The sequence below is a fragment of the Citricoccus sp. NR2 genome, from assembly GCF_027594385.1.
Lineage (GTDB): Bacteria > Actinomycetota > Actinomycetes > Actinomycetales > Micrococcaceae > CmP2.
Window position 1 is genome coordinate 1844816 of sequence record NZ_CP115154.1, and the last position, 20324, is coordinate 1865139.

The 20324-nt window shown below is 64.1% G+C and carries 17 protein-coding genes; 12 read left to right on the top strand and 5 right to left on the bottom strand.

From position 1 onward, the window contains the following. Nucleotides 1–27: 27 nt before the first annotated feature. On the bottom strand, nt 28–1161 hold the full coding sequence (locus tag O1A05_RS08755; RefSeq protein ID WP_270104836.1) for an FUSC family protein: 1134 nt from the start codon (nt 1159–1161) through the stop codon (nt 28–30). Between the two features lie 124 nt (nt 1162–1285). Here O1A05_RS08755 and O1A05_RS08760 point away from each other — a divergent pair, with 124 nt between their 5' ends. Continuing rightward, nucleotides 1286–2050 (top strand): alpha/beta fold hydrolase, encoded by a 765-nt coding sequence (locus O1A05_RS08760; protein WP_270107536.1) that lies wholly within the window; start codon nt 1286–1288, stop codon nt 2048–2050. Nucleotides 2051–2065: 15 nt separating this feature from the next. On the opposite strand, the gene O1A05_RS08765 is transcribed toward O1A05_RS08760, so the two are convergent. After that, a complete protein-coding gene (locus O1A05_RS08765) occupies nt 2066–4453 on the bottom strand; it encodes an excinuclease ABC subunit UvrA (RefSeq protein ID WP_270104837.1) in 2388 nt (795 codons plus the stop codon). 67 nt (nt 4454–4520) lie between these two features. After that, complete coding sequence (locus O1A05_RS08770; protein ID WP_270104838.1) at nt 4521–5036, bottom strand: ferritin; 516 nt, start codon at nt 5034–5036, stop codon at nt 4521–4523. 63 nt (nt 5037–5099) lie between these two features. Between O1A05_RS08770 and O1A05_RS08775 the strand changes: the two genes are divergently transcribed. Beyond that, a complete protein-coding gene (locus tag O1A05_RS08775) occupies nt 5100–5633 on the top strand; it encodes a PACE efflux transporter (protein WP_270104839.1) in 534 nt (177 codons plus the stop codon). A gap of 8 nt (nt 5634–5641) precedes the next feature. Continuing rightward, on the top strand, nt 5642–6628 hold the full coding sequence (locus tag O1A05_RS08780; protein WP_270104840.1) for an acyltransferase family protein: 987 nt from the start codon (nt 5642–5644) through the stop codon (nt 6626–6628). On the opposite strand, the gene O1A05_RS08785 is transcribed toward O1A05_RS08780, so the two are convergent. Further along, nucleotides 6615–7460, bottom strand: coding sequence for a patatin-like phospholipase family protein (locus O1A05_RS08785; RefSeq protein ID WP_442867682.1), 846 nt, complete (start codon nt 7458–7460; stop codon nt 6615–6617). The two genes, O1A05_RS08780 and O1A05_RS08785, sit on opposite strands and share 14 nt — an antisense overlap. 76 nt (nt 7461–7536) lie before the next feature. Between O1A05_RS08785 and tpx the strand changes: the two genes are divergently transcribed. After that, complete coding sequence (gene tpx / locus O1A05_RS08790) at nt 7537–8034, top strand: thiol peroxidase (protein ID WP_270104842.1); 498 nt, start codon at nt 7537–7539, stop codon at nt 8032–8034. A gap of 101 nt (nt 8035–8135) precedes the next feature. Then, nucleotides 8136–9365 carry a S1C family serine protease gene (locus tag O1A05_RS08795; protein WP_270104843.1) on the top strand — a complete coding sequence of 410 codons (1230 nt, stop codon included), beginning with the start codon at nt 8136–8138 and terminating at the stop codon, nt 9363–9365. Here the strand turns inward: O1A05_RS08795 and O1A05_RS08800 are convergent. Beyond that, nucleotides 9358–10590, bottom strand: coding sequence for an MFS transporter (locus tag O1A05_RS08800; protein ID WP_270104844.1), 1233 nt, complete (start codon nt 10588–10590; stop codon nt 9358–9360). The genes O1A05_RS08795 and O1A05_RS08800 overlap by 8 nt on opposite strands. Before the next feature lie 199 nt (nt 10591–10789). Here O1A05_RS08800 and O1A05_RS08805 point away from each other — a divergent pair, with 199 nt between their 5' ends. The 7 genes from O1A05_RS08805 to fdxA all read left to right on the top strand — a co-directional run bounded on the left by O1A05_RS08805 (nt 10790) and on the right by fdxA (nt 20296). Beyond that, entirely contained in the window at nt 10790–12685 is a 1896-nt protein-coding gene (locus O1A05_RS08805; protein ID WP_270104845.1) for an ABC transporter family substrate-binding protein, read from the top strand. Between the two features lie 122 nt (nt 12686–12807). Beyond that, nucleotides 12808–14325, top strand: coding sequence for an ABC transporter permease (locus tag O1A05_RS08810; protein WP_270104846.1), 1518 nt, complete (start codon nt 12808–12810; stop codon nt 14323–14325). Nucleotides 14326–14330: 5 nt separating this feature from the next. After that, nucleotides 14331–15545 (top strand): ABC transporter permease, encoded by a 1215-nt coding sequence (locus O1A05_RS08815; protein WP_431521108.1) that lies wholly within the window; start codon nt 14331–14333, stop codon nt 15543–15545. After that, nucleotides 15542–17299, top strand: coding sequence for an ABC transporter ATP-binding protein (locus O1A05_RS08820; RefSeq protein WP_270104847.1), 1758 nt, complete (start codon nt 15542–15544; stop codon nt 17297–17299). Before O1A05_RS08815 ends, O1A05_RS08820 begins: the two co-directional genes overlap by 4 nt. A 219-nt stretch (nt 17300–17518) precedes the next feature. Then, a complete protein-coding gene (typA, locus tag O1A05_RS08825) occupies nt 17519–19432 on the top strand; it encodes a translational GTPase TypA (RefSeq protein WP_270104848.1) in 1914 nt (637 codons plus the stop codon). A gap of 91 nt (nt 19433–19523) precedes the next feature. After that, nucleotides 19524–19895 carry a hypothetical protein gene (locus O1A05_RS08830; RefSeq protein ID WP_270104849.1) on the top strand — a complete coding sequence of 124 codons (372 nt, stop codon included), beginning with the start codon at nt 19524–19526 and terminating at the stop codon, nt 19893–19895. Nucleotides 19896–19972: 77 nt separating this feature from the next. Next, nucleotides 19973–20296, top strand: a complete 324-nt coding sequence (gene fdxA / locus O1A05_RS08835; RefSeq protein ID WP_270104850.1) for a ferredoxin — start codon at nt 19973–19975, stop codon at nt 20294–20296. Nucleotides 20297–20324: the final 28 nt, after the last annotated feature.

The following is a 20324-nucleotide window of genomic DNA, read 5'->3' on the forward strand; positions in this document are numbered from 1 at the left end:
GCTGAACTCGTCGCGGTCAGCCGGCGGCTACTGATCGGCCGTCTCGATCTTCTGGAGCTCATCGACGATGTGGCTCAGCGTGGTGATCAGCGCTCCATAGGTGGGCCAGTGCGGGGCATCGGCATCGACACCGCGCTGCGCCTGCTCGTAGGCGAGCTGGTGGAGGCGGTGCGAGAGCCGCTGGGCATGGACCGCAGTGTCCTGGTCGGACTTCTTGACCGCTTCGCCCGTGTCGCGCAGGATCCCTACCCAGGGTTCTCGGAAGGTCGGATCCCATTGGCCGCCCGCATAGGTGTTCCGCTGGAGGATCAGCGCCAGCTGGCGGGTCTGGCTGATCGATTCGTCGAGACGCGAGAGCACCACCTCGTACCAGGGCTGATCCCCAGACCGACGTGCCATACGCTGACGGTCCTGGTGCCAGGACAGATGGAGCCGACGGGGATTCCACCGGCTGGACTCGCGGGCGAAGCGCACCGATTCCCAGGTCGAGCGCAGCTGCTCGGTCATCTTCTCCGTCTCCACGATCCAGGAATCCGAGGCGTGCGTGTCCCAGGAGGTCTCCAGCGCATCGGCCATCCGCACCAGGGCGTCGCCGAGCCGGTCGGTCAGATCAGCGACGTAGGTGCGGGCCTGGGATTCCCGCAGCGGAGGGATGACCAGCAGATTGACGAGAATGCCGACGGCGACCCCGACCGCCACCTCGATGAGTCGCTCCACCAGTAGGGGATCGTCCGTGTTGTATCCGCTGGCCAGCACGAACAGCGCCGTGACGGCGATCGTGATGCCTTCATCGCGCAGCCAGGGCAGCCGCGAGCACAGCAGGCCGATGAGCAGGGCCAGTCCGAAGCCGGCCACGGAACCGCCGAACAACTCACCGGCCATGAAGGCGATGCCCAGACCCACCACGGTGGCGAGCGTGGTCTGCAGCCCCCGCGACAGCGAGCGGTAGACGGTGGGATGAACCGTGAGGACCGCGGTCCACGGCGCCAAGAACGGCAGCTGCGAGTCAAAGACGGTCACCGCGAGTACCCAGGCCAGCGTGCCGGCCAGCGTGGCCTTGACGATCTGGAAGAGCGAGGTGACGGACTCCAGCTGGCTCCAGTGCCGCCGTGGCCAGCGCAGCCCTCGGCCCGAGGTCGTGCTGGCGGGGAAACGGGGCATAGGGGAAGCGTAGCAACCGTCACGCCCACGCTCAGGCCCCGCACTTCGCTAAGCTCGGGGTGTGACGGCAGAACGAACGCAGCAGACACTGAATAGCACCGTGGTCGGGGAGGGCCCCGAATCGATGGTGTTCTTGCACGGGCTGATGGGCCGTGGCAAGAACTTCACCACCGCGGCGAAGGACCTCGCTGATGTGGCGACGTCGCTCCTCGTGGACCTTCCTAACCACGGTGCTTCCCCCTGGACGCAGGACTTCTCCTATGTGGAGGTTGCCGACGCCGTGGCCGAGCATCTGCGCACCGGATTCGCCGACCGCGACCCCGAAGGGAAAGTGACGCTGCTGGGCCACTCTCTGGGCGGCAAGGTCGCCATGGTGCTGGCGTTACGGCACCCGGAACTGATCAGGCGGCTCATTATCGAAGACATCTCACCGGTGTCGGTGTCCTCGTTCTCTGAGTTCGAGCACCTGCTGGGTTCCCTGCTCAGCGTGGACCTGGATCAGCTGCAGCGCCGCTCCGATGCAGACGTGCAGCTCACCGACAAAATTCGCTCCCGCACGGTGCGCGGATTCCTGCTGCAAAACCTGCGCAGCAAGCGCACCGAGGACGGCACCACAGCCTTCGACTGGGAACCGAACCTGCGGTTGCTGTACGACTCGCTGGACACCATCGGCGGATTCCCGGAGCTCGACGTCGCACCCTTCCCCGGCCCGGTGCTCTGGCTGGGCGGGGAACGCTCGCCCTACATCACCGACGAGGCCGTGGAGCCGATGCGCGCCCTGTTTCCGAAGGTGCGCCGGATGACCATCCGCGACGCCGGGCACTGGCTGCACTCGGAGAAACCCGCCGAATTCGCCGCCGCCCTGCGGTTCTTCCTCACCCAGAACTGACGACCACGCGGCGCCTTAGGCGCTGACCGCCCGGGCCAGGTGTTCGCCGGTCAGCGTCGAGGGGTTCGCCGCCAGATCTGCCGGGGTGCCCTCGTAGACGATCGTGCCGCCCTCGGAGCCCGCGCCGGGGCCGACGTCGACGATCCAGTCGGCGTGGGCGATCACATCGAGGTGGTGCTCGACGGCGATCACGGAGGCGCCGTCGTCGACCATGGAGTCCAAGAGCTCCAGTAGTCGGCGCACATCCGCAATGTGCAGTCCGGCCGTGGGCTCATCCAGCACGTAAATACCCGCTTTCTGGCCAAGACTGCTGGCCAGCTTCAGCCGCTGGCGCTCGCCTCCCGACAGCGTGGTCAGAGGCTGGCCGAGGCGCAGATACCCGAGCCCGACCTGAACCAGGCGCTCCGCGATCTTTGCGGCGGGGACGATTTTCACCCCCGGGGCGGTGAAATACTCCACCGCCTGCTCGGCCGAGAGCCCCAGGACGTCGGCGATATTGGAGCCACCCAGCTCATAGGCGAGCACATCGTCGCGGAAGCGCCGCCCCTGGCACTCACCACATTCGGTGGACTGGCCCTGCATGAAACCGAAGTCCAGGTAGATCACCCCGGCGCCCTTGCATTCCGGGCAGGCGCCTTCCGAGTTCGCGCTGAACAGTGCGGGCTTGACCCCGTGGGCTTTCGCGAAGGCCTTGCGGATGGAATCCAGGGCGCCGGTGTAGGTGGCCGGATTTGACCGCCGGGAGCCGCGGATCTGTTCCTGATCGATCATGACGACGTCATCGCGACCGGCGAGTCCGGCGCGCAGCAGCGTGGACTTGCCGGAACCGGCCACCCCAGTGACCACCGTCAGGGTGCCCAGAGGCAACTCGACCGAGACGTCCTTCAGATTGTGCTGACTGATGTGCTCCAGACGCAGCGATCCGTTGCCGGAGCGCAGCTTCTCGGTGGGCTTCAGCTGGGCGTGGTGGTCCAGGCTGTTGCCGGTCAAGGTGCCGGAAGCGCGCAGTCCCGCCAGGTCACCTTCGTATACCACCTCGCCGCCATGCACACCGGCGCCGGGGCCCAGGTCGATCAGGTGGTCGGCCACCTCGATCACATCCGGATTGTGCTCCACCACCAACACCGTGTTGCCCTGATCGCGCAACTGCCCAAGCAAGGTATTCATCCGGGCGACGTCGTGCGGGTGCAGACCCGCCGTCGGCTCATCAAAGACGTAGGTGACATCGGTCAGCGCCGAACCCAAATGCCGGATCATTTTCACCCGCTGGGCCTCGCCGCCGGAGAGGGTGCCGGAAGGCCGATCTAGGCTGAGGTAGCCCAGCCCGATCTGCACGAAACCTTCGAGCAGCTGGCGCAGCGTAGCCAGCAACGGTTCTGCGGCTGGCTCGTCGATACCCCGTACCCAGTCGAGCACGCGGTGGGCTTCCCACCGGGCGAGTTCACCGATGTTGACCCCGGCTAGGGTGACGGAGCGGGCAGCCGCGCTCAACCGGGTGCCTTCACACTCAGCACAGGTGCGGAACACGATGGCCCGATCCACGAAGGCGCGGATGTGCGGCTGCATGGCCTCGCGGTCCTTCGACAACATCGACTTACGGATCCGGGGGATCAACCCTTCATAGGTGAGATTGGCACCCTCGAACTTCACCTTGGTGGCGTCCTGATGCAGCAACAGTTCCAGCTGGTCATCCGAGAACTCGCCCACAGGGGTGTCCATGTCGAGACCGGCCGCCTTGAAGAGGCGGCCGTACCAGCCGTCCATCGAGTAGCCGGGGACTTTTAGTGCGCCGTCCGCGAGCGACAGCCCGGGGTCGTAGAGCTCGTTGAGGTCGAAATCCGAGACCGAACCGCGGCCCTCACACGCCGAACACATGCCACCGGTGCGGCGGAAGGTGCGGTCCTCGGCGATCTGCTTGTCGCCCTTCTTCACGGTGATCTGCCCCGAGGCTTCGACGGAGGCCACATTGAAGGAGAACGCCTGCGGCCCGCCAATCGGCGGGGTGCCCAGCCGGGAGAACAGCATCCGCAGCAGCGCATGGACATCCGTCACGGTGCCCACCGTGGAGCGCGGGTTGGCGGGCAAGGTCTCTTGGTCGACGACGATCGCCGTCGTCAGCCCCTCGAGCCGGTCCACCTCGGGGCGGGACGTCGACGGCATGAACCCCTGAACAAAAGTGGAATAGGTCTCGTTGATGAGTCGCTGCGATTCGGCCGCGACCGTGCCGAAAATCAGCGAGGACTTTCCAGAGCCGGAGACCCCGGTGCACACTGTCATCCGGCGCTTGGGAATATCGACGCTGACATTGCGCAGGTTGTTCTGCTGGGCGCCGCGGACCTTGAGCAGATCGTGCTGGTCGGCGGGATGGCCAGCGGGGGAGTGGGAATCACCGAGTGTGGACATGCAGTCAGCATAAAGCAGGGCGGACACCATGGTGTCCGCCCTGCTAGAAAAAATGGGTGAATCCGGGTCAGTCCTCGGTGTCGAGGTCTGCGTGACGGGCGCCCAGCTCGGCGTCGATACGCAGTACACCGGCGCCGTCGTTGCCCACGCGGTCCAGCTTGCCCAGGACCTCGGAGACGGTGGCCTCTTCTTCAACCTGCTCGTCGATGAACCACAGCAGCAGCGGGCGGGACTCCAGATCCCCGGCCTCCTCAGCGGCACGGTACAAGGCACGGATGGACTCGGAGACCTTCTGCTCGTGATCCAGTGCCGCCTTGAAAATCTGCTGTGGGGAGAGATCACTGCTCAGTCCCGGTGCCTCGAGCGCCCCGATGACGGCGTCGTTGTCGCGATCCACCACATGGTCGATGAACTTCTGCGCGTGGACCAGCTCCTCCTCGGCCTGAGCGCGCATCCACGAGGCGATCCCCGGAAGGTCCTGGCTGTCCGCGGCGATCGAGAGCTGGCGGTAGACGTGTGCCGCCTGGAGCTCGAGGGTGATCTGGTCGTTGAACTTGGCTTCGAGAGCATCGGTGAGCTTCATAAATCTCAGCGTACTCACCGATGACGCCCGCGGGGAAGATACCTGTTGCTAAGGTGCATCATCGTGAAGCTCTCCGTTGACCCCGGTCCCTCCGTCTCACCCCGATCCGATATGCCGCTCGGACCGGGCGGTCGCCCGGCGCTCATCGGTCGACGGGTGTTCACCCGCCCGGTCACGCGCCGGGTGGTCTATGCCGTGGTGTTTGAAGCCCTGGCGATTGCGTTCACCACGCTGCTGTTGGTGGCCACCGGACAGTCGGCCCAAGGGTCGCTGGTGGTCGGCGTCGTCTCCTCGATGGTGGCACTGACCTGGAACCTGATTTTCAACACGATCTTCGAGTTTTGGGAACGTCGCAGTGGAACCAGCGGCCGCCCGTGGTGGGTCCGGGCGCTGCACGCCGTCACCTTCGAATTGGGCTTGATGATGATCCTGATCCCGCTCATCGCCTGGATTCTGAGTATCAGTCTGCTGCAGGCGCTGGTGCTGGAAGCCGGGCTATTGGTCTTCTTCCTGATCTACACCGCAGTGTATGCTTGGAGTTTTGACCGGGTCTTTGGCCTTCCTGACGCCGCACAGACCGCTCCTGCCTCTGGGTGATCCCTGTTATGACCAGCACCGCCTCGCTCGCTGAACCACGCGTGACGTGGATGGACGCAGCCCGCGGCGTGGCCGTGTTGCTGGTCGTCATTCTGCACGGTGCGACTATTCCGATGTCGACCGGTGCCGGCTCGGAAACCTGGGTCGAGATCAACAGATACATCGAACCGGTGCGCATGCCACTGTTGCTCTTCCTCTCCGGAATGCTGTTGCCGCGCTCCCTGAACAAACCCTGGACGAAGTTTCTGCGGGGCAAACTGCACGGCATTGCCTGGCCGCTGCTGGTGTGGATGCTGCTCTACGGGGTGCTGGTTTTCCGCAATAGTGTTTTCGACCCAGGGCTCTGGCGATCCGGTGACTACCTGTGGTTCTTATTCGTGGTGTTGGGTTGCTACCTCCTCGGGATGCTGGCCCGCTGGGTGCACCCGCTACTCATCGCGCTGGTGATGGTCGCCGCAATCACGGCGATCCCGGACCCGCCGATGCACCGGCTCGATATGAAGCTGCTGTACTTCGGCGCGTTCTTCTTCTTCGGTGCTGGCTTGGGGCGGTTCGTGCCACAGTGGACGCGGGCACCAACCTGGATCGGGGTCGTCGTGACCGTGATCGCCGGGTGGTTGTGCTTCCAAGCCGCCGATGATCTGGACCTGCGCCGCGGCACCGCCATCGCCGCATCGATCTCCCTGATCTGTTTGGCCGCCATGCTGTGGTGGCTGCCCCGGCTACCCTCGAACCGCGGTACCGCATGGCTGGAATGGTTCGGGCGCCACTCACTGGTGGTCTACGTATCGCATTTCCCCATCATGATCCTCGTGCACCGTACCGTGGACCGCTTCGACGTCGAACCGTGGATCCACGTGGGATTCTGCACCGTGGTCACTCTGCTCGTCGTCACCGTGATGACCTTGATTCGACCGCAGACCTCCTGGCTCTACGCCTGGCCGCAGCGCAAACCGGCGCCATCTCGCGCCGAGCGGGACCTTATTTCGGAGTAGCGGAGAGCCCGAGGAACTCTCGGATCGCTGGAATCTCGCGGCGCGCCTGCGCCAGTCCCTGCTCGTGCGAGGCGCGTAGCTTGGCCACATTGCGCTCGCCGTTCGACACCGGCATCTGTTCCGGAACGAACAGATAGGCCTTGCCCTCGCGTTCCAGGGCGAAGAGCTTCTCCCGCGTCTCGTTGTAACGTCGCCACCGTGTCACCAGGGCATCGGCCACGGCCGGGTAGCGCCGGAAATAGGTGCGATAGAAATGAGGGAACCGCTCGGGTGCCTTCCGGTATTCGCGTTCGCGGGTCAGAATCACCAGGAACTTTTCGTAGCCGTGATCCAGCGCCGTCGACAGGGGCACTCCGCCGTCGGGCCCCAGCGCACCATCAACATAGGTGCGGTCGTTGATCTGCACCGGCGGCATCAGCACCGGCATCGTGGAGGAAGCGCGCACTCGCCGCATCAAATCGGGCATCCGCGTCGTGTCGTCCTTGCTCCACCACACCATCTCGCCCGACTCGACGTCGAAACCGCCCAACTGCACGGTGGCCGGATTCGCACGGTACGCCTCAAAATCAAAGGGGAGGGCCTGACCGGGCATCCCAGTGCGCTCGTAGATGTACTCCGCGTTGAACAGGCCCCGTCCTCGCAGGAAGGTGCGCCAGTCGCCGAACTGCGGGTCCGCGGCGAACTCGACGAACGAGGTGCGCGCCCGCACCGGGTCTCGGGTCAGATAATTGCAGGTATTGGAGGAACCGGCCGAAATGCCCGCCACGAAATTCGCGTGGATTCCGGATTCTAGCAAGGCCACCACCATGCCGGAGGTGAATGAGGCGCGCATACCGCCGCCTTCGAAAAGCAGGGCGGTGTCCGTCAGATTGTTGGTCAACTTCACCCTCACAGCCTAGGCTGAGAGCATGGCTACGACCAGTTTCAAGAACACGCCCGCACACACTGTCGCCGATCTGCCCGCCGTGGGGACGAAAGCCCCCGACGTTGAACTCGTCGGCACCGACCTGCAGCCCTTCCGGCTGTCTGACCACGCGGGCAAAACCGTCGTGCTCAACATTTTCCCCTCCGTTGATACCGGGGTGTGCGCCGCATCTGTGCGCACCTTCAACCAGCACGCCGCTGACCTCGAAGACACCGTGGTGCTCTGCGTTTCGCAGGACTTGCCGTTCGCGCAGGGCCGCTTCTGCGGCGCCGAAGGCATCGAGAATGTCGTGATGGGTTCCGCTTTCCGCTCCGATTTTGGCACTGAGTTCGGTCTGCGCCTGGCTGATTCGCCGATGGCCGGCCTGCTGGCCCGCGCCGTGATCGTCATCGATGCTGAAGGCACCGTCACCTACACCCAGCTCGTCCCCGAGATCACCGAGGAACCGGACTACGGCGACGCCCTGTCCGCAACCAACTGAAGGGTCCGTCCCTGAATCAGTCACCCGAACCCAACGGCCGCTTGTGGTCCGAGGGTGAGCCCGGCACCCCGTATGGCGACTCGTCGTACGGGGTGCCTCGCATGCACGGGTCCATCCCCTCCGAGTTTGGGTTCGGCCCGCCCGAGCCGCCCCGTCGGCCACGCCGAGGCTGGGTGTACGTGCTGGTCATGCTGGCCGGTGTTGCCGGAGCGGTCGGGCTCTTTGCTGGCGCCCTGAACCTCTTGATGGGCCACGTGGCCAATCTGACCCCGCAAGCCGAACAGCGGCACGAAGCAGCTACCGGGGTCCCCGACGAGGCGGCCACGCTCAGCGGCACCGCCCGGGGCCTGGCCGAAGAACTAGACCACGTACACGAGGGCATCGACGTCGACTGGGACGCCTCGGCGGTGCGCACGGGCACCGGGATTGATGAAGGCCAGGTGGTCGACTCAGCCCCCGGAATCTTCATGGTCGACACCATGATGATGGGCTTCTACGGCACCGGCACCGGCATGGTGCTCACCGCGGACGGGATCGCCGTCACCAATTACCACGTGGTCGAGAACTCCACCGATGTGGTGGTGCGCATGGCCGACACGGACATCGAATACAACGCCACCGTGCTCGGCCGCGATTCCGAGCACGACGTCGCGGTGCTGCAGATCGAGGACGCGCCAGAACTGCCGGTCACCTCACTGAATCTCAGCACCCCGCAGATCGGTGACATCAACGCCGCCGTCGGCAACGGTGGTGGACAGGGCTATCTGACCTCGGTGGTGGGGGAGGTGACCGCCCTGGACAAGACCATCCTTGCCGGAACCGACGCCGCAGAAACAACATCGCGGCTCACCGGACTCATCGAGACCACCGCCGACGTCGTGCCGGGCTACTCGGGCGGGCCACTCGTGGACCGTGACGGTCAGGTCATCGGGGTGAGCACCGCCGCATCACCGGGGGAGACCACCGAAGAAGTCAACGGGTACGCCATCCCCATCGCCGTCGCCCTGGAGATCGTCAATCAGGTGCTCTCCGGTGAAGAAACCGAAACGGTGTCCATCGGCGTCGACGGCGCCTTAGGCATCACCATCCTCACCACCGACGACGGCCCGGTCATCCAGGACGTCGCCCCGGACTCGGCTGCCGAGGAACTCGGACTGCGCGCCGGCGACCTCATCATCTCCGTCGAGGGGGAGGCTGTCACCACCAGCAGTGAGCTCGCCCGGGCCATCAACGACCGCAACGTCGGCGACCTCGTGGAGGTGGTGTGGCGCGATGCCTCCGGAGCCACCCAGACCGGAACCGCCACCCTTCAAGAAGCCGTCGTCAACTAACCGACAGTTCGTCATCCACCGCTCGTGGCCGGGCCACCAACAGCCCCGCCACGCTCATCACCACGCCGGAGCACGCCAAGAGCACCAGCACCAGCGTCCAGTCCGGGGTGGCCGCATGAATCAATCCGACGCCGAATGGACCGGCCGCCGCCACGAAATATCCGATCGGCTGTACGAACCCAGACAACCGCGCCGTCACTCGCGGGTCGCGGCTACGCGCCGGAATCAGCGCAATGGCCGTGGGGAAAGCAAAACCGCCCAGCCCCAGCACCACCGCCCACAGCCAGGGCAGGGTGTCGGCCGCGACGAGGAGGCCGAGGTATCCCACGGTGGTGAACACCCCAAACAACACTAGCCACACCCACAGCCCGCGCGCCCGCGCAATCACCGTGGGCATCACCACGCCGCCGATCACGCCCATGCCCGAAAGCACCGCCACCAATGTGCCCGACTGCACCGCCGGGATTCCGGCGTCTCGATAAACTTGCGGCAGCCAGCCGAACTGCACGTAGGCGTTCATCGACTGGAATCCGAACAGCACCGTCAGCGCCCAGGCCGTACGCGAACGATACAGAGGCAACGTCGGCGCATCGGCCACGGCACCCCGCGGAAAATCGTGCCCGGTGCGCGCGGACACCAGCCACCAGATCACCAGTGGAACCACCGCAACTAGCGCCCAGAATACTAACGACGACTGCCACCCCGACGCCGCGAAAGACTGTGAGACCGAGACCGCCAGCGGGGCCGAAACCAAGGCACCCAGCGAGCCGCCCAACACCAACAGCGACGAGTAGATCGTCATCAGCCGCACCGTGTTCAACCCGCCGTGCCGCTTGATCCACGCGGGCACCAGTACGTTTCCGACGGCAATACCGGCCAATGCCACCCCACTGACGGCCACAAACAGCCAGGGCGAGGGCATCCACGGACGCACCGCTAGCCCGAGCACCAGGGCGGTCATGGCCCAGGCCAGGCCTCGGGACAGCCCCACCCGCACCGCGAATCGCACCGCTAGCAAGCCCATCACGGCGAAACACAGCCCCGGCAGTGCCGTCAGCAGGCCCGAGCCGGTGGGGGTGAAGCCCGCGGATTCGGTGATCTCCTCAAGCAACGGGCCGATGGACGTGGCGGCCGCGCGGAGATTGATCGCAATCGCCACGACGGCAACGACGGCGAGCCCCGCGGAAAGAGGTACCCGAGGTGAGGTGGGTTGTGAGGAGTCCATGGGACTGTTCTATCCCATTTGCAGGTTCATGTCGCTCGTGTTCCGGGCGACGTCGCCGGTGCCGCAGCGGGGACCGTGGCGTGCCGTAGAGCACTTTAGGTTACGACTAGGTAACGATTCTGTGTCCGGGGAGATATTCAAGATTGCTTTCACAGTTTTGTCCGCTATTCTCGTAGCTACCTTAAGTGGCGTCGCTCACATGTCACTCATCGTCGTCGGAAATCTTGATGACGAACTCTACGGCGACGTCGCTCAGTACGACACACAAGGAGTCGCTTTGAAGAAGTACACCAAGCTCTCTGCCGCGGTGGCTGTCGCCGCCAGCTCGGCGTTGCTGTTCACCGCCTGCTCGCCCGGCGGCGAGCCCACCACTGACAACGAGGCTGACCAGGGCGTCGCCGAAGGCCAGCAGTACACTGTCGAGCCGGAGGACACGGGCAAGGCCGACCTCGGCGACATTGAGACCGCCGAAGGTACCATCTCCGTCGGCATGGAGCAGGACTTCACGTCGTACAACAACATGATGGCCGACAACTACTCGACCTATAACTCCCAGATCGCCGACCGCATCTCTGGCGGTTTCAATTACTTCGGCACTGACGGCACGATCTACCCGGACGAGGAGTTCGGCACCATTGAGGTTGAGTCTGAGGATCCGCTGGTGGTCAAGTACACCATCAACGACGACGCTGTGTGGTCCGATGGCACTCCGATCACGGCTGCTGACTACATCTTCAAGTGGGCCGTGGAGAACCCTCGGACCGTTGATTCCAACGACGAGACCGTGTTCACTCCGGTCTCCACTACCTTCGGTGAGTACGTCCCGAACGCACCCGAAGGCGATCCCGACGGCAAAGAATTCACCATCACCTACGATGAGCCCTACGCTGACTGGCAGCTCGTCGTCGACCGTGCGCTGCCCGCACACGTGGTCGCCGAACAGTCCGGGCTGAGCATGGAAGAGCTGATCGAAGCGGCCCGCAACAACGACGGTGACGCACTTGCCGAGGCCGCCGAGTTCTGGAACACCGGCTGGAATGTTACCAATGCCCTCCCCGATGAGGCGCTCATCCCGTCGTCTGGCCCCTACGTGCTCACCGATTTCTCGCCGGGCCAGTCGGTCACCTTGACGGCGAACGAGAACTACTGGGGTACCCCCGCTGCCACGCAGACCCTGACCGTGCGTATCGCTTCGGCTGACACTCACGTCCAGGCTCTGCAGAACGGCGACATGAACGCCATTGAGCCGCAGGCCACCGTGGATACTCTGGAGCAGCTCGAAGGCCTGGGCGACCAGGCTATTGTCCACCAGTACGCGCAGATGACCTACGAGCACCTGGACTTCAACCACGCCGCGGATTCGCTCTTCGGCGACAGCTACGAGCTGCGTCAGGCCTTCGCGCTGTGCGTGCCGCGCCAGCAGATCATTGACAACCTGATCAAGCCGTTGAACCCGGATGCAGAGGTGCTCAACGCTCGTGAGTACTTCAACTTCCAGGACGAGTACCAGGAGGTCATCGACTACTCCTACGACGGCAGCTACGACGAAGTGGACATCGAGGCCGCAGCAGACCTGATTGAGCAGTCAGGTGTGGACACCCCGACCGTGCGTATCGGCTACGCCGCGCCGAACCCGCGTCGTGAGCAGACCGTCTCCATGATCAAGGACTCCTGCGACGAGGCCGGCTTCGACATCCAGGACTACGGCGCACAGGACTTCTTCGGTCCCGGTGGCGGTCTGTCCTCGGGTGACTGGGACGTCGCCCTCTTCGCCTGGGCTGGCTCCGGCCAGATTGTCTCGGGTCGCAACATCTCGCACACCGACGGTGCTCAGAATGACGCGCAGTACTCGAATGAGGACGTCGACGCTGCCTGGGACATCGCCGCCAGCACCGTGGATCCTGAGGTGCACCTCGAGCAGCGCAAGGAAGTAGAGAAGCTGCACTGGGACACCCTGTACAACATCCCGCTGTACACGCACCCGGGTATCGCTGCGAACTCCGCTGACATCGCCAACGTTCGCTCCACCGCCACCCAGTCCGGTCTGCAGTGGAACATCGAGCAGTGGGTCCGCCCCGAGGCCGAAGCTGAGTAAGCTGACGTCCACTCATTGACGGTGACAGCGACGGCTGTGTGAAGCTGGGGCCCGGTTGAGCAATCGACCGGGTCCCAGCCCGGCCAGCGTCACACCATCGTGTACGGAAGGCTCATGTTCACGTGCTGAAATTCATCCTGCGCCGTTTGGGGAGCTCCCTCATTGTCCTCTTCGGCGCCTCCATCCTGATGTTCGTCCTGGTGATCAACTCCGGGGACCCGCTGTTTGACCTCCGTGAGATCACCACCGGCAATCGTGAGCTGCTGATGCAACAGCGCATTGATTCCATGGGGCTCGACCTTCCCTGGTATGAAAGGTACTGGGACTGGCTCTCCGGTGTTTCCCAATGCTTCATCGGCCAGTGTGACCTTGGTGTCAACCGTGCTGGGCTGCCGGTGAACGACCTGCTCGCTCTGGCCGCCGCCTCGACCATGCGCCTGGTGGTGCTGGCCACCGTGCTGGCGATCATCGTTGGCGTCGCCGTCGGCATCCTGACGGCCATCCGGCAGTACTCCGGACTCGACTACGCGGTCACCTTCCTGATCTTCCTGTTCTACTCGCTGCCCGTTTTCTGGGCGGCCGTGCTCCTCAAGGAGTACCTGGCGATCGGCTTCAACGACTGGATCGCCACGCCGTCCTTCAGCTGGACGACGATCATCATCACCGCCGTGCTGGCGGCCGTCGTGATCCAGACGGTCCTGGGTGGAGGCCTGCGCCGCCGTCTGATCACGGCCGGCGTCGTCCTCGCGTTCGTCATCGGCACAATGTTTTACATGGATGCGTCCGGCTTCGCCCGGAACCCCGAGCTGGGACCCCTGCCGCTGATCGCACTCGGCGCCGCCACCGCTGTGGGGGCCACCATCTTGTTCGCCGGCCTGCATAACCGCCGGGTGCTGGCCGCCGGCCTCATCACCGCTGGCCTCGGTTTGGTTTCCTACTACGTCACCTGGGGCTTGATGGATCAGCCCTCGTGGTGGCTGCTGGTGCTGCTCGGGCTCATCTCGGTGGGTGTCGCCATCGGCGTCGGCCAGGCCGTCGGGGGGTACTCGCGCTCCACCGCCTCCATCGTTTCGGTGGTGACGGCGCTTGTCATGGGCTCGCTGATGATCCTCGAGCAGCTCTTCCGATACTGGCCCGTCTACCTCGGCCGGATCAGCCGCCCTATCGGAACCATCGGCTCGGAGACTCCGAACTTCGTGGGCACCTTCTGGGAGGAATTCATCGACAAGGGCACGCAGCTACTGCTCCCAACCATTCTGCTGACGCTCGTCTCGGTGGCAACGTACTCCCGCTACACCCGTTCCTCGATGCTGGAGGTGTCGCGTCAGGACTACATTCGCACCGCACGGGCGAAGGGCCTCAACGAGCGTCAGGTGATTCTGAAGCATGCCTTCCGGAATTCGCTGATCCCGATCACCACGATCATGGCGTTCGACTTCGCCGGTCTGATCGGCGGAGCAGTGATCACCGAGCAGGTCTTCGGGTGGAAGGGCATGGGCGACTTGTTCCAAGTCGGGCTGCGCACAGTCGACCCGGCGCCGGTGATGGCGTTCTTCCTCGTCACCGGTACGGCCGCGATTCTGTTCAACCTGCTGGCGGATATTCTCTACGCCGTCCTTGATCCCCGGATTCGAGTGTGAGTCGGATGAGCAACAACGAAACTCCACAGACCCCTGAGTCGTCCTCCACCGCGGTGGACATGCACAACCTCGCCGAGGTCGAAGACGCCAAGCTGCGTCAGATCACCGGAAAGTCCTACAGCCAGGGCCAGATGGTCCGACGCCGCTTCCGCAACCACGCAGGAGCGATGATCTCGCTGACCGTGCTGGTCGGAGTCTTCCTCCTGGCGTTCAGCTCCATCGGCTTCGCCGGGATTCCGGGCTGGTGGGACAAGTCCTACACCGGAACCGGTGCCGTGCAGAACGGCGGTGCCCCGACCCTGTCGCTGTGGCCTCGTTTCCTGGGCGGTGAGGGCATCACTTGGGGCGAGCATCCACTGGGCCAGGACACCATCGGCCGCGACTACTTCGCCATGGTGATGCGCGGGACGCAGCAGTCACTGACGATCGCGTTCGTCGTCGGCATTGTCTCGACCGTGATCGGCGCTGTTGTCGGCGCGATCGCCGGTTACTTCCGCGGTTGGATCGACTCGGTGCTGATGCGCATGACCGACCTGGTCATCGTGATCCCGCTGCTCGCTCTGGCCGCCGTGCTGGGTCAGCTGTCCTCCACCTTCCGCGGCGGCGGTGTGCTGCCGTTGGCTATCGTGCTCGGATTGGTCACCTGGACGTCGCTGGCCCGTCTGGTCCGCGGTGAGGTGCTCTCCCTGCGCGAGAAGGAATTCGTCTCCGCGGCGGTCGCCATGGGTGCCAAACCCGGACGCGTCATCCTCAAACACCTGTTGCCGAACACCATCGGCGTCATCGTGGTGAACGCGACCTTCGCCATCTCGGCCGCCATTCTCCTCGAGACCTCGCTGTCCTTCCTGGGCTTCGGTGTAAAGGCGCCCGAGACCTCGCTGGGTCTGTTGATCAGCGACAACCAGGCTGCGTTTACCACCCGCCCCTGGCTGTTCTGGTGGCCGGGCATCATGATTCTGGCCATCGCCCTGTCAGTGAACTTCATCGGTGACGGTCTGCGCGATGCCTTCGACCCCCGCCAGGTGAGCAAGATCAAACGCCGCCGCAGTGTGCTTGGTATGTCTGGGCGTCAGGAAGCCGCCAACGCCACCCTGGGTACCCCGCGCAACGATGTGCCCGAACAGCCCGGCGAACTGGAGCGGCCCGTGCCGTCCTCCGACCATGATGGGCCAGAAGACCCCGATCCGAATTCCTCCGGACCCGAGGGAGGGAACCGATGATGAAGAAGCCATCAGAACGCAAAGAGCCCAAAACGGTGACGACGTCGACCAACGTCGTCAAGCGCCACGATGACCTCGACGGCAAGCCGATTTTGACCTTCAAGAACCTGACCGTCTCCTTCGACACCGAGTTCGGTGAGGTGAACGCGGTCAAGGGCGTGAGCTTTGACGTCAAGCCCGGCGAAGTGGTGGCCCTGGTTGGCGAATCTGGTTCGGGTAAGTCGGTGACCTCCTCCACCGCGATGGGTCTGTTGCCGGGTAACGCCCGAATTGGCGGTAGCGTGCTGCTCAAAGACGACGATGTCGTTGCCATGGAACCTGCCGTGCTGCGTAAAATCCGCGGATCGCGGGTGGCCATGGTGTTCCAAGAACCCATGACGGCGCTGAACCCGGTGCTCACCGTGGGCGATCAGCTCACCGAGTCGCTGGCCGTGCACAACCTGGCTTTCGGTAAGGAAGCCAAGCGCCGTGCGGCCGAACTGCTGGAAATGGTGGGGATTCCCGACGCAGCGAGCCGGCTCAAGCAGTACCCGCACCAGTTCTCTGGTGGTCAGCGTCAGCGCATCGTCATCGCGATGGCCATCAGTTGCTCGCCCGAGGTGATCATCGCCGATGAGCCGACCACCGCACTCGACGTCACCGTGCAGGCGGAAATCCTCGAGCTACTGCGCAACCTGAAGGACAAACTGAACACCGGCATTCTGCTGATCACCCACAACATGGGCGTGGTGGCCGACATGGCCGACAGGGTCTGCGTGATGTTGCGTGGCGAGATGGTCGAGACCGGTCCCGTGCACCAGGTGATGCAGTCGCCGCAACACCCCTACACCCAACGGCTACTGTCGTCGGTTCCGCGACTGGGTGAAAGCCTCGAAGTGGCCGAACCGGAGCCGGTGACCGAAGCCGTGCATGTCGGAGCCACCTACGCGGTGGAAGCCAGCGGCATCTCGATCGCCTACGAGCACCGCGGCAAGAAGCGCAATGTGGTCCACGACGTGTCCTTCACCGTGGCTCCGGGCGAAATTATGGGTCTGGTCGGGGAGTCGGGTTCCGGCAAATCCACCATCGCCAAGTCCGTGCTGGGGCTGCTTCCCATTACTGCGGGCAGCATGAAACTCTATGGCAAAGAACTCACCTCCTTGTCGCGCAAGGAATCGCGGAGCATGCGCAAGCAGATCGGCGTGGTCTTCCAGGACCCAGCGGCCTCGCTGGACCCGCGTTTTCCGATCGGCGACATCATCACCGAGCCCATGGTGATCCATAAGGTCGGCAACGCCAAGACCCGACTGGATCGCGCCTACGAGCTCCTGGACGCGGTCAAGCTACCGCGCTCTGTGGTGAACCGGTACCCGCACGAACTCTCAGGCGGTCAGCGCCAGCGCATTTCTATCGCCCGCGCCCTGACGATGGACCCGGACGTGCTCATCGCCGATGAGCCGACGTCGGCGCTGGACGTCTCGGTGCAGGCGGCGGTGTTAGATATGTTCGCCGAGCTACAGAGTCGGTATGAATTCGCCTGCCTGTTCGTGTCCCACGACCTGGCCGTCGTGGACATGCTGGCGCACAAGGTGCTCGTGCTCAAGGAGGGGCGCGAAGTCGAATCCGGGAAAACCGATCAGGTGCTACACCAGCCGCAAGAGAGCTACACCAAGCGGCTGTTGGCGGCGGCGCCCGTCCCGGATCCGGACGAGCAAAAGACCCGGCGCGCGGAACGGCGCGAGCTGCTCGCCTCTTTCGGCGAATCCAGCTATTAATACACCCACACCAGCATGAGGCAGCGACCCTTTTCGGGTCGCCGCCAGTGCTGTGCCGGAGTCGTGTACCGGGGTGGCCTGGATGTCCCGTAGAATAATCAGTGGACTGTCACTAGGTCCGAGCCCCAGTCAGCACCACGGCGTGTGTTCACGCTGGTTCGACGTGCACAAAATCGAGCGGCCGGGGTGCTCACAGATCAACAGAACTGAGACACGCATATGAGCGAATCCCTCACCCGACGCGAAGACCTGCGCAATGTCGCCATCGTCGCCCACGTTGACCACGGCAAGACCACTCTGGTCGACGCCATGCTGCGCCAGGCCGGCGCCTTCTCAAGCCACGGCGAGGTCGAAGACCGAGTGATGGATTCCGGTGAGCTGGAACGCGAGAAGGGCATCACCATCCTTGCCAAGAACACCACTGTGTTCTATTCCGGCCCCTCCGCCGAGGGCAAGACCATCACGTTCAACGTCATCGACACTCCCGGCCACGCCGACTTCGGCGGCGAGGTCGAGCGCGGCCTGTCCATGGTCGATGGCGTCGTCTTGCTCGTCGATGCCTCGGAAGGCCCGCTGCCCCAGACTCGTTTCGTGCTCCGCAAGGCGCTGGCCGCAAAGCTTCCCGTCATCCTGGTGGTCAACAAGACCGACCGTCCCGATGCTCGCATCGACGGTGTCGTCTCCGACACCATGGACCTGCTCCTCGGCCTGGCCTCCGATCTCTCCGAAGAGGTCGAAGACCTGGACCTGGACTCCGTGCTGAACCTGCCCGTGGTCTACGCTTCCGGCAAGGCCGGCCGTGCCTCCCTGGAACAGCCCGCCGACGGCGACCTGCCCGACAGCGAAGACCTGGAGCCCTTGTTCGCCACCATCCTCGAGCACATCGCCGCTCCGGCGTACACCGAGGGCGAAGTCCTGCAGGCACACGTGACCAACCTGGATGCCTCCCCGTTCCTGGGGCGTCTGGCGTTGCTGCGTATCTTCAACGGCACCCTGCGCAAGGGTCAGCAGGTGGCGTGGGCCCGTCAGGATGGCACCAACAAAACCGTAAAGATCACCGAATTGCTGGGCACCAAGGGTCTCAGCCGTGAGCCGATCGAATCTGCCGGTCCCGGTGAAATCGTCGCCGTCGCAGGTATCGAAGACATCATGATCGGTGAGACTCTCACCGATCTGGAGAACCCGAAGCCGCTGCCGAAGATCACCGTGGATGACCCGGCGATCTCGATGACCATCGGTATCAACACGTCGCCGATGGCTGGCCGCGTCAAGGGCGCTAAGGTTACCGCCCGTCAGGTCAAGGACCGTCTCGACGCCGAATTGGTCGGCAACGTGTCCCTGCGCGTGCTGCCCACCGAGCGTCCCGACGCCTGGGAAGTTCAGGGTCGTGGCGAGCTGGCCCTGGCCATCCTCGTCGAGCAGATGCGCCGCGAAGGCTTCGAACTCACCGTGGGCAAGCCCCAAGTGGTCACCAAGACCATCGACGGCAAGGTCCACGAGCCGATGGAACTGATGACCATCGATGCCCCCGACGAGTTCATGGGTGCGATCACGCAGCTCATGGCCGCTCGCAAAGGCCGCATGACCGAAATGTCCAACCACGGCACCGGCTGGGTCCGGATGGAATTCAACGTTCCGGCTCGCGGCCTGATTGGCTTCCGTACTCAGTTCCTCACCGATACCCGCGGCGCCGGTATCGCCTCTTCCATCGCCAACGGTTACGAGCCGTGGGCCGGTCCGATCGAGTACCGCAATAACGGTTCGCTGGTCGCCGACCGTGCAGGGACCGCCACTCCGTTCGCGATGATCAACCTGCAGGAGCGCGGCTCGTTCTTCATTCAGCCGACCTCCGAAGTGTACGAGGGCATGATCGTGGGCGAGAATTCGCGCGCCGACGACATGGACGTCAACATCACCAAGGAGAAGAAGCTCACGAACATGCGCTCCGCCAGCGCTGATTCATTCGAGGGTCTCACCCCGCCGCGTCAGCTGACGCTGGAGGAATCCCTGGAGTTCGCTCGCGAAGACGAGTGTGTCGAGATTACCCCGGAGGCGATCCGCATCCGTAAAGTGGTCCTCGATGCCAACGAACGAGTTAAAGCGGCCCGCCAGCGCGCCCGTGCCGCCAACTGATCAACCCCAGTCCCTTGCTCCGGCGTCGACGACGGGCCAACGGATCGCTTCAGCGGTCCTGGCCTTGATTGTCGGCGCCGGAGCCGGTCTGATGGGTACCTTGCTCCACCTGCAACTGCACTGGTTCGGATCCGTGGTGATTCCCTGGGGTGCGGTCCTGGGTCTGTTGCTCGTCGCCTGCGCCCAACTTTGGGCGACCTTAGCCACCCGACAGCTCTGGGTCGGAGCGCTGATGGTGGTCGCCGCCTACACGGTGATCATCGGCATCGCGTTCACCTCCACCCAGGACGTCTTCAACATCGCGATCAACTCCTACACCTGGCAGGAACTGCCTGGACCCGTGGTTGCCGAGGGACTCTGGCTCTTCGGTGTTCCCGTTGTCGCGATCATCGTGTTGCTCATCAGTTCACGTCTGATGCCACGCACCGCCCCGCGGCCGGTCGTGCCCAGCAACACCCACTAGACTGGATCACGGCGCCGTCTGAGGGGACTGTCGCGCCATTCGCACTCGAGGAACGCTCTGAAAGGTACTGAACTTCCGTGACGTATGTGATTGCTCTGCCGTGTGTGGATGTGAAGGATCGGGCGTGTATTGATGAGTGTCCGGTGGATTGCATTTATGAGGGTGAGCGGATGCTGTATATCCACCCGGATGAGTGTGTGGATTGTGGTGCCTGTGAGCCGGTGTGCCCGGTGGAGGCGATCTATTATGAGGATGATCTTCCTGAGGAGTGGGAGGATTACTACGGTGCCAATGTGGAGTTCTTCTCGGATTTGGGGTCGCCGGGTGGTGCGGCGAAGATGGGCGTGATTCCCAAGGATCATCCGCTCATTACCGCCCTGCCCCCGCAGGACACCGACTGAGTCAGACCTCAGCGACGACCCCCACCAG

Coding starts and splice junctions, on each gene's coding strand:
- O1A05_RS08755 (WP_270104836.1), bottom strand. CDS start 1,161: ATGCCCCGTTTCCCCGCCAGCACGACCTCGGGCCGAGGGCTGCGCTGG.
- O1A05_RS08760 (WP_270107536.1), top strand. CDS start 1,286: ATGGTGTTCTTGCACGGGCTGATGGGCCGTGGCAAGAACTTCACCACC.
- O1A05_RS08765 (WP_270104837.1), bottom strand. CDS start 4,453: ATGTCCACACTCGGTGATTCCCACTCCCCCGCTGGCCATCCCGCCGAC.
- O1A05_RS08770 (WP_270104838.1), bottom strand. CDS start 5,036: ATGAAGCTCACCGATGCTCTCGAAGCCAAGTTCAACGACCAGATCACC.
- O1A05_RS08780 (WP_270104840.1), top strand. CDS start 5,642: ATGACCAGCACCGCCTCGCTCGCTGAACCACGCGTGACGTGGATGGAC.
- O1A05_RS08785 (WP_442867682.1), bottom strand. CDS start 7,460: ATGCGCGCCTCATTCACCTCCGGCATGGTGGTGGCCTTGCTAGAATCC.
- tpx (WP_270104842.1), top strand. CDS start 7,537: ATGGCTACGACCAGTTTCAAGAACACGCCCGCACACACTGTCGCCGAT.
- O1A05_RS08795 (WP_270104843.1), top strand. CDS start 8,136: ATGCACGGGTCCATCCCCTCCGAGTTTGGGTTCGGCCCGCCCGAGCCG.
- O1A05_RS08800 (WP_270104844.1), bottom strand. CDS start 10,590: ATGGACTCCTCACAACCCACCTCACCTCGGGTACCTCTTTCCGCGGGG.
- O1A05_RS08805 (WP_270104845.1), top strand. CDS start 10,790: ATGTCACTCATCGTCGTCGGAAATCTTGATGACGAACTCTACGGCGAC.
- O1A05_RS08815 (WP_431521108.1), top strand. CDS start 14,331: ATGAGCAACAACGAAACTCCACAGACCCCTGAGTCGTCCTCCACCGCG.
- O1A05_RS08820 (WP_270104847.1), top strand. CDS start 15,542: ATGATGAAGAAGCCATCAGAACGCAAAGAGCCCAAAACGGTGACGACG.
- typA (WP_270104848.1), top strand. CDS start 17,519: ATGAGCGAATCCCTCACCCGACGCGAAGACCTGCGCAATGTCGCCATC.
- O1A05_RS08830 (WP_270104849.1), top strand. CDS start 19,524: ATGGGTACCTTGCTCCACCTGCAACTGCACTGGTTCGGATCCGTGGTG.